This window comes from Bradyrhizobium sp., assembly GCF_049691595.1.
Classification (GTDB): domain Bacteria; phylum Pseudomonadota; class Alphaproteobacteria; order Rhizobiales; family Xanthobacteraceae; genus Bradyrhizobium.
In genome coordinates this window covers 1-7,693 of the sequence record NZ_JBAVNZ010000358.1, presented here as the reverse complement: position 1 = coordinate 7,693, position 7,693 = coordinate 1, and the positions used below count along the sequence as shown (strand labels likewise).

Here is a 7,693-nt window from a genome sequence, read left to right as displayed (position 1 = left end):
CCATTCGCCATTCGCTACTCGCCATTCGCCAAACAAGATCGCCCCAACACGGGAGACTGAAGCCATGAACGTCATGAACGTCGATTACTCGACCAAGATTCCCAACAACGTCAATCTCAGCGAGGATCGCCAGGTGCTCAAGGCACTGGAGGGCTGGCATCCCGGCTATATCGACTGGTGGAACGATATGGGGCCGGACGGTTTTCAGCAGTCGCTGGTCTATTTGCGCACCGCCTATTCGGTCGATCCGCGTGGCTGGGCCAAGTTCGACTATGTCAAGATGCCGGATTATCGCTGGGGCATCCTGCTGGCGCCGCAGGAAGAGAACCGCGTCATTCCGTTCGGCGAGAATTTCGGCAAGCCGGTCTGGCAGGAAGTGCCGGGCGAGCATCGCGCCACCTTGCGCCGCCTGATCGTGATCCAGGGCGACACCGAGCCGGCATCGGTCGAGCAGCAGCGTCATCTCGGCAGGACCGCGCCCTCGCTCTACGATCTGCGCAATCTGTTCCAGGTCAATGTCGAGGAAGGCCGCCATCTCTGGGCGATGGTGTATCTGCTGCAGAAATATTTCGGCCGCGACGGCCGCGAGGAGGCCGACGAGTTGCTGCGCCGCCGCTCCGGCGACGCCGACTCACCGCGCATGCTGGGCGCCTTCAACGAGGCGACGCCGGACTGGCTGTCGTTCTTCATGTTTACCTACTTCACCGATCGCGACGGCAAGATGCAGTTGCACAGCCTCGCGCAATCCGGCTTCGATCCGCTGTCGCGCACCTGTCGCTTCATGCTGACCGAGGAAGCCCACCACATGTTCGTCGGCGAAACCGGCATCAGCCGCGTCGTGCAGCGAACCTGTGAGGCGATGCAGGCCGCCGGCATCGGCGATCCCGCCGATATCGCCAGGGTGCGCGCGCTGGGCGTGATCGACCTGCCGACCATCCAGAAGAAGCTGAACCTGCACTACTCGCTGTCGCTCGATTTGTTCGGCTCGGAGGTCTCGACCAATGCGGCGAATGCCTTCAATGCCGGCATCAAGGGCCGCTACCGCGAGACCCAGATCGACGACGACCACCGCCTGCAGAACGCGACCTATCCGGTGCTCAAGCTGGTCGATGGCGAGATCAAGCGGGTCGACGAGCCGGCGCTGACCGCGCTCAACATGCGCCTGCGCGACGATTATACCCAGGACTGCGTCAAGGGCCTGCTGCGCTGGAACAAGATCATCTCGCTCGCCGGCCTTGATTTCAGGCTGGCCTTGCCGAATGTCGCCTTCCATCGCCAGATCGGCGAGTTCAGAGACGTCCACGCCACGCCGGAGGGCGTTTTGATCGACGAGGCCACCTGGAACCGGCGCAGAAGCGAATGGCTGCCGTCATCCGACGATGGCGACTTCATCGCGTCGCTGATGGCGCCCGTCACCGAGGCCGGCGCCTACGCGCCATGGATCGCGCCGCCCAAGGTCGGCATCGACAACAAGCCCGGCGATTTCGAGTATGTGAAGATCGAGACGTGAGGTTCTCTTCCTTACCTCGCCCCGCCTGCGGGGAGAGGTCGAAATTCGAGCACAGCTCGAATTTCGGGTGAGGGGGAGTCACCGCGTACGCCTTCGTCAGTCGGTTTGCGGAAGCCGCCCCTCACCCCAACCCTTTCAGAGCGAGCTTTGCTCGTCTCGGCCCCGCAAGAGGCGGGGCGAGGGAGTCTACCGCTGCCGCCGCTCGCGTCAGTTAATCCCAGCCGTCGCCCTTGATCCCCGCATTCGCATAGACGATGCCGCCATCGACCGCGATGGTGGCGCCGACCACGTAATCGCCGGCGCGGGAGGCGAGATAGATCGCAGCTCCCGCCATATCCTCGTCGGTGCCGATGCGTCCCGACGGCACACGGGTCGCCACTTCGTCGGCATGGTCACGCGCGGCCTTGTTCATGTCCGATTTGAACGGCCCCGGCGCGATCGCGCTCACCACCACATGGTCCTTGATCAGCTTCACCGCCATCCGCCGGGTCAGGTGGATCAGCCCGGCCTTGCTCGCGGCATAGGAATAGGTCTCCATCGGATTGACGAAGATGCCGTCGATCGAGGCGATGTTGATGACCTTGGCGGGCTTGTCCGCGGTCGCAGCGGCGCGCAACGGCGCGGCCAGCGCCTTGGTCAGGAAGAAGGGCGTCTTGACGTTGAGGTTCATCACCTTGTCCCAGCCGCTCTCCGGGAATTCGTCGAAATCCGCGCCCCATGCCGCGCCGGCATTGTTGACGAGAATATCGAGTTTCGGCTCGCGCTTCCTGATCTCTGCCGCCAGCAGGTCGATGCCGGCGAGATTCGAGATGTCGATCGGCAGCGCGATGCATTCGCCGCCATATTCGGCCGAAAGCTCTTTGGCGGTGGCCTCGCAGGGAGCGGCCTTGCGCGCGGTGATGTAGACTTTCGCCGCGCCTTGCGCGAGAAAGCCGGCCGCGATCATCCTGCCGATGCCGCGCGATCCCCCGGTCACGACAGCGACGCGGCCGTGAAGCGAGAACAGGTCCTTGAACATGCGTTCCTCCGTTGCTCTGCCCGTGGTTCTGGGCGTGAGGGTTCGATGAGTCAAGGAACACTCTCTCGTCGTCCCTGCGAAAGCAGGGACCCATAGCCACAGATGTTTGTTGTTGGAATAGATGGGCCATTCCAGCTTTGCGCAACAATGGATATCGGCGGTTATGGGTCCCTGCTTTCGCAGGGACGACGAGGTCACGCTGCGTCGATGCGCCTAAAGCCGTTCCACACCGCGGTGGCGGCGCCGGAGGTCAGGACCGGGAGGATGCGCGCGTCCTGGTAATTGCCGTTGAGCGAGACCCGCGGCAGCGCAGTCAGATGGCCGGCGCTTTCCGGGAACAGCATTCCCGGCCGCGTCGTCACCGCGGTCTTGAATCCGCACGCCCGGGCGAGGGCGAATTCGCGGGGCCCGGCGGCGATCCGGTTGCCATAGGGATAGGCAAAATGCAGCGCGGGCCGCGCCAGCATCTCTTCGATCCGCGTGCGGCTGGTTTGCATCTCGAACGACGCGGTCGCCTCGGACTGCTTTGCCAGATTGCAATGCGTGACCGTGTGCGCGCCGATCGTGACCAGCGGATCGTCCGCGAAGTTCTTCAATTCATCCCACGACATGCAGAGGTCGCGGGCGATCCCGGCCTCATCGACCCCATGACGCGCGCACAGTGCGGAAACTTCGCGCTGGATGTCTTGCTCGCCCGGCAAGCCCAGCAGCCAATCGTGCAGCCGGCCGAACGTGGCCTGCTTGGCAGGCGGCGTGCCGGTATCGAAGCGCGTCAAAACGCCGTCGAAGGGAATTTCGACCGAGGAGGCTTTTGCGATCGCCATCTCCAATGCGATCCACCACAGCCGGCCGGCACCCTCGGCGAAATCGCTGGCGACATAGACCATGAGCGGTGCGCCGAATTCACGCATCACCGGCAGCGCGAAATCGCGGTTGTCGCGATAGCCGTCGTCGAAGGTGAAGCAGGCAAAGCGCCGCGAAAAATCACCTTCGGCCAGCCGCCGATGCGCCTCGTCCATGGTGACGATGTCGATGTCGAGCGCGCGCAGATGCATGAGCGTCGCGTGCAAGAACTCCGGTTCGACCTCGAGATGGCGATTGGGCTGGAATGCGCCGTCGCGGCGCGGGCGGACCTGGTGCAGCATGAAAATGGCGCCGATGCCCGCGAAAATCGGTCGCATCAGGTAATGCGCGCCTGAGAAGTAAAGCGCTTGCAGCCCGGCACGGATGACGGTGTTGCGTAACTGTCTCATCAAAGCGCGGCTGGCCGGTTGGAGTACCGCTCAAAATTAGCGAACGACCGCTGAAGAAACGGTTAGCTTGAGCAAATATCCGCGGCCCTGGCCGTCGGTACTATTTCGGGTTTGACAGCCCGCCAAGGGTTTGTTTTCTCTCTGTTCCCGGAGCCGCAGGACCCCGAATGAACGGACTTTTCAGATGGAGCAGCAAATGGTGGCCGGGCGTCGTTCCTCTGGTCATCTTTTGGGCTATCGCGGCCTGGACAAGCACCCCACCCGTGGAAGCGGACCTGGCCGCGCGGTCAACCGCCGCGCTCAAGGATATCGTGCTCGACAAAGGACGAATCGCGGTCGATGGCCGCGACGTGACGTTTTCGGCGGAAGCGTTCTCGGAAGACGGCCGTCTCAGCGCGGTAGTGGCGGTGGAATCCGTGCCGGGGGTGCGGCTGGTCAATGATGAAACCCGTCTCGTCCCGGAAGCCAAGCCGTTCGTCTGGTCGGCGGAGCGCGATGTCGTCAGGGTGACGCTGGGCGGCAGCGCCCCCTTGCCGGCGAGCAAGGGCAAGTTGCTGGAAGCGGCCCGCACCAATCTGGCCGGTGTCGAAGTCGCCGATCAGATGAATCTGTCGCGCGGCGCGCCATCGCGGTTCGACAATGCCGCGTTGCTGCTGCTTGACCAGATCGGCAAGCTGAAAGACGGCAAGATCACGCTGACCGACACCAGGGTCAGCCTTGCCGGCATGGCGCGCGAACTTGGCGGACGGGAGGCGATCGCCGCGGCGCTAAAAAATCTGCCCGAGGGGTACGCGGTCGCCGCCAACGACATCAAGGCGCCACCCTATGTGTTCCAGGCTTACAAGGATCCGGTCGCGGTGACGCTGACGCTGACCGGCTATGTGCCCGATAACAACGTCCATGCGGCGCTGGTGGCGGCGGCGGGACGCAAATTCTTCAGCGAGAAGGTCGTCGACAACCTCAAGGCAAGCGTCGGCGCGCCCACAGGGTTCGCCGGCGCGGTGGTGCCGGCACTGGGCGCGCTGTCGCGGCTTTCGACCGGCACGCTGGTGGTGTCCGACCGCGAGGTCAGGCTGTCGGGCGACGCGCTCCATGATGCGGCCGGCAATCAGATCCGCGCCGGCCTCGGCAAGGACTTTCCGCAGGGCTGGCAGTACAAGGCCGATATTTCGGTCAAGCCCGCGGCGGCGCCGGTCGACGCCACCGTCTGCCAGCAATTATTCGCGGATCTGCTCGGCAAGGGCAAAATCCGGTTTGAATCCGGCAAGGCCGACATCGTGCCGGATTCCGCGGGGCTGCTCGACCGCCTGATCGAAACCGCGTTGCGTTGTCCGACCGCCAATATCGAGATCGCCGGACATACCGATAGCGCTGGTGAGGAAAGCGCCAACCAGGCGCTCTCGGAACGGCGCGCCCAGGCGGTAACGGATTATCTGGTCAAGGCGGGATTGCCGGCAAGCCGGTTCACCCCGGTCGGCTACGGCAGTACGCAGCCGGTCGCCGGCAATGAAACCGAAGATGGCAAGGCGCAGAACCGCCGCATCGATTTTGTGGTGAAGTGAAGATGACCTATCTCGCGGCATTCTTTTGGGGCTGGTTGGTGGCCGCGCTCCTGCTCGGCCTGGCGATGGGCTGGATATCGGTGGTCCATCGCGGCCCGGGAGTCTCGAAAACCGCGGCGCGCTGGCTCGCGGCCCTGGCGGCGGCGCTGGCCGCGGCCGCACTCGCGCGTGCCGTTCCCGGCCGCCTCGGCTATTGGCTCGACCTCGCTTTGATCATGTTCGCATTCTATCTATGCGGCTGCGCGGTCGGATCCTGGCTGCGCGACCGGGTGGTTTCGCGCTCGACGCCTTCGGCCTGAGGATCTGCCATGACGCCATTGGCCCATTATCGGATGTTCGGTCACTACAATGCATGGGCCAACGCGCGGCTCTACGGCGCAGCGGCGCAACTCAGCGATGCGCAATACCGCGCCGATCGCGGCGTCTTTTTCAAATCCGTCCATGGCACGCTCAATCATCTGCTGGCGACCGACCGGATCTGGATGCGGCGCTTCACCGGAACCGGCGACGCGCCGGACCGGCTCGATGCCATCCTGTTCGAAACCTTCGACCGGCTGCGCCAGACGCGCGAGGCCGAGGACCGGCGCATCGTCGATTTCGTCGACGGGCTGGACGATGCCCGCCTTGCGGGGACCATCAAATACCGCCGCGTCTCCACACCGGAACAGTTCGAGCAGCCGCTGGCGCCGGCGCTGGCGCACTGGTTCAACCATCAGACCCATCACCGCGGCCAGGTCCACGCGCTGTTGACCGGGCTTGCCGGAAAGGCGCCGGAGCTTGATCTGCTGATCTACCAGCGGCTCCAGGCCAGGTCGGCCGCGTGACGGTATTTTGCAGGCGCGGTCACGACCTGTCGAAACCGTGTTCGGCTGGCGCGAATGCAGCAAATCTGTGCAGCCACCGTCACGAATGTCCCCTAATATGTTGAACAAGCGCGTTTTATCGTCGTCAGTCGAATTCCACTCCGACCCAAAACGCGCTACCAGAGGGGATAGGGAGCAGCGTTGCGTCGGCGGGGTTTGCCCGGGTGCCGCCGTCGCGGGATCGTCATTCGAGGTCTAGATGCTGGAAGCAATACGCAGGGCGATCGTGTTTCTGCGCCATAGGCAAATCCTGCACAAGCTCGGGGTTGCGGTCAGCATCACGGTCATCGGGATCGCATGCTACGTGCTCTACCATATGCTGCGCGGCATCGATTCCAACGAGGTGATCGAGGCCATCAAGAGTACCGAGCCGCGCCAGATCGCGCTGGCGGCGCTGTTCGTGGCGGCGGGCTATTTCACCCTGACCTTCTATGACCTGTTCGCGGTTCGCGCGATCGGCCACGGCCATGTTCCCTATCGCGTCAACGCGCTCGCCGCTTTCACCAGCTATTCGATCGGGCACAATGTCGGCGCCAGCGTTTTCACCGGCGGCGCGGTGCGCTACCGGATATATTCGGCCTGGGGGCTGAACGCGATCGACGTCGCCAAAATCTGCTTCCTGGCCGGGCTGACCTTCTGGCTCGGCAATGCCGCGGTGCTCGGCCTGGGCATCGCCTTTCACCCGGAAGCCGCGGCCGCCATCGATCAACTTCCGCCCTGGCTGAACCGCGTGGCGGCATTCGCCATCATCGTCGGGCTGGTGGCCTATGTGGTTTGGGTCTGGACCCAGCCGCGGGTGGTCGGCCGCGGGCCGTGGACGGTGACATTGCCGGGCGGTCCGCTGACGCTGCTGCAGATCGGCATCGGCATCGTCGATCTCGGCTTCTGTGCGCTGGCGATGTATGTGCTGGTGCCGGACGAGCCCAATCTCGGCTTCGTCGTGGTCGCCGTCATCTTCGTCTCGGCGACGCTGCTGGGCTTTGCCAGCCACTCCCCCGGCGGGCTTGGCGTGTTCGATGCCGCCATGCTGGTCGGCCTCTGGCAGATGGACCGCGAAGACCTGCTCGGCGGGATGCTGCTGTTCCGCGTCCTCTATTATATCGCGCCTTTTGTCATATCTGTAATCTTACTGACGTTTCGGGAGGTTATTCTCGGGGCGCGACTGAAGCGCCTGCGCCGGTTGACGCCTGGCGCCGAGCCGCGCCGCGAGGCCGTCTATGTGCGCGAGCACGGAGACAGCGGCGCCGGACGGAGCGGGCAATAGCGTTTTCGGACGAAAGCCTGCAGGAAAACGTGCCAAGGACGGACGGGAAGAAAGCCGGTGCGATGGCCATTGACGATGCTTCTGCCTCCCTGTTTTCGCCGTGGCCGGACCGGTTGCGGCATTCGGCCATCATCCTGCTCGCCGCCGGCCTCACGCTGAGCGTGCTCGTGGCGTTCGGCGAACTCGCGCTGGTGCGGGCGTGCGCGGCTTTCATCTGCATCGC

At 64.1% G+C, this 7,693-nt stretch carries 7 protein-coding genes; 5 read left to right on the top strand and 2 right to left on the bottom strand.

Annotated elements, in window-relative coordinates; all coding sequences use genetic code 11:
* The first annotated feature begins 73 nt into the window (after positions 1-73).
* A complete protein-coding gene (gene boxB / locus WCE35_RS15760) occupies positions 74-1,510 on the top strand; it encodes a benzoyl-CoA 2,3-epoxidase subunit BoxB (protein WP_424594270.1) in 1,437 nt (478 codons plus the stop codon).
* Between the two features lie 211 nt (positions 1,511-1,721).
* Here the strand turns inward: boxB and WCE35_RS15755 are convergent, their stop codons facing one another.
* Positions 1,722-2,528, bottom strand: a complete 807-nt coding sequence (locus tag WCE35_RS15755; RefSeq protein ID WP_424594269.1) for an SDR family oxidoreductase — start codon at positions 2,526-2,528, stop codon at positions 1,722-1,724.
* Between the two features lie 194 nt (positions 2,529-2,722).
* Positions 2,723-3,781 (bottom strand): polysaccharide deacetylase family protein, encoded by a 1,059-nt coding sequence (locus WCE35_RS15750; protein WP_424594268.1) that lies wholly within the window; start codon positions 3,779-3,781, stop codon positions 2,723-2,725.
* Positions 3,782-3,948: 167 nt separating this feature from the next.
* Here WCE35_RS15750 and WCE35_RS15745 point away from each other — a divergent pair, with 167 nt between their 5' ends.
* The 4 genes from WCE35_RS15745 to WCE35_RS15730 all read left to right on the top strand — a co-directional run bounded on the left by WCE35_RS15745 (position 3,949) and on the right by WCE35_RS15730 (position 7,470).
* Complete coding sequence (locus WCE35_RS15745; protein WP_424594267.1) at positions 3,949-5,343, top strand: OmpA family protein; 1,395 nt, start codon at positions 3,949-3,951, stop codon at positions 5,341-5,343.
* Between the two features lie 2 nt (positions 5,344-5,345).
* A complete protein-coding gene (locus tag WCE35_RS15740) occupies positions 5,346-5,642 on the top strand; it encodes a hypothetical protein (RefSeq protein ID WP_424594266.1) in 297 nt (98 codons plus the stop codon).
* Between the two features lie 9 nt (positions 5,643-5,651).
* Positions 5,652-6,167, top strand: a complete 516-nt coding sequence (locus WCE35_RS15735) for a DinB family protein (RefSeq protein WP_424594265.1) — start codon at positions 5,652-5,654, stop codon at positions 6,165-6,167.
* 238 nt (positions 6,168-6,405) lie between these two features.
* Positions 6,406-7,470 (top strand): UPF0104 family protein, encoded by a 1,065-nt coding sequence (locus tag WCE35_RS15730; RefSeq protein ID WP_424594264.1) that lies wholly within the window; start codon positions 6,406-6,408, stop codon positions 7,468-7,470.
* The last annotated feature ends 223 nt before the right edge of the window (positions 7,471-7,693 follow it).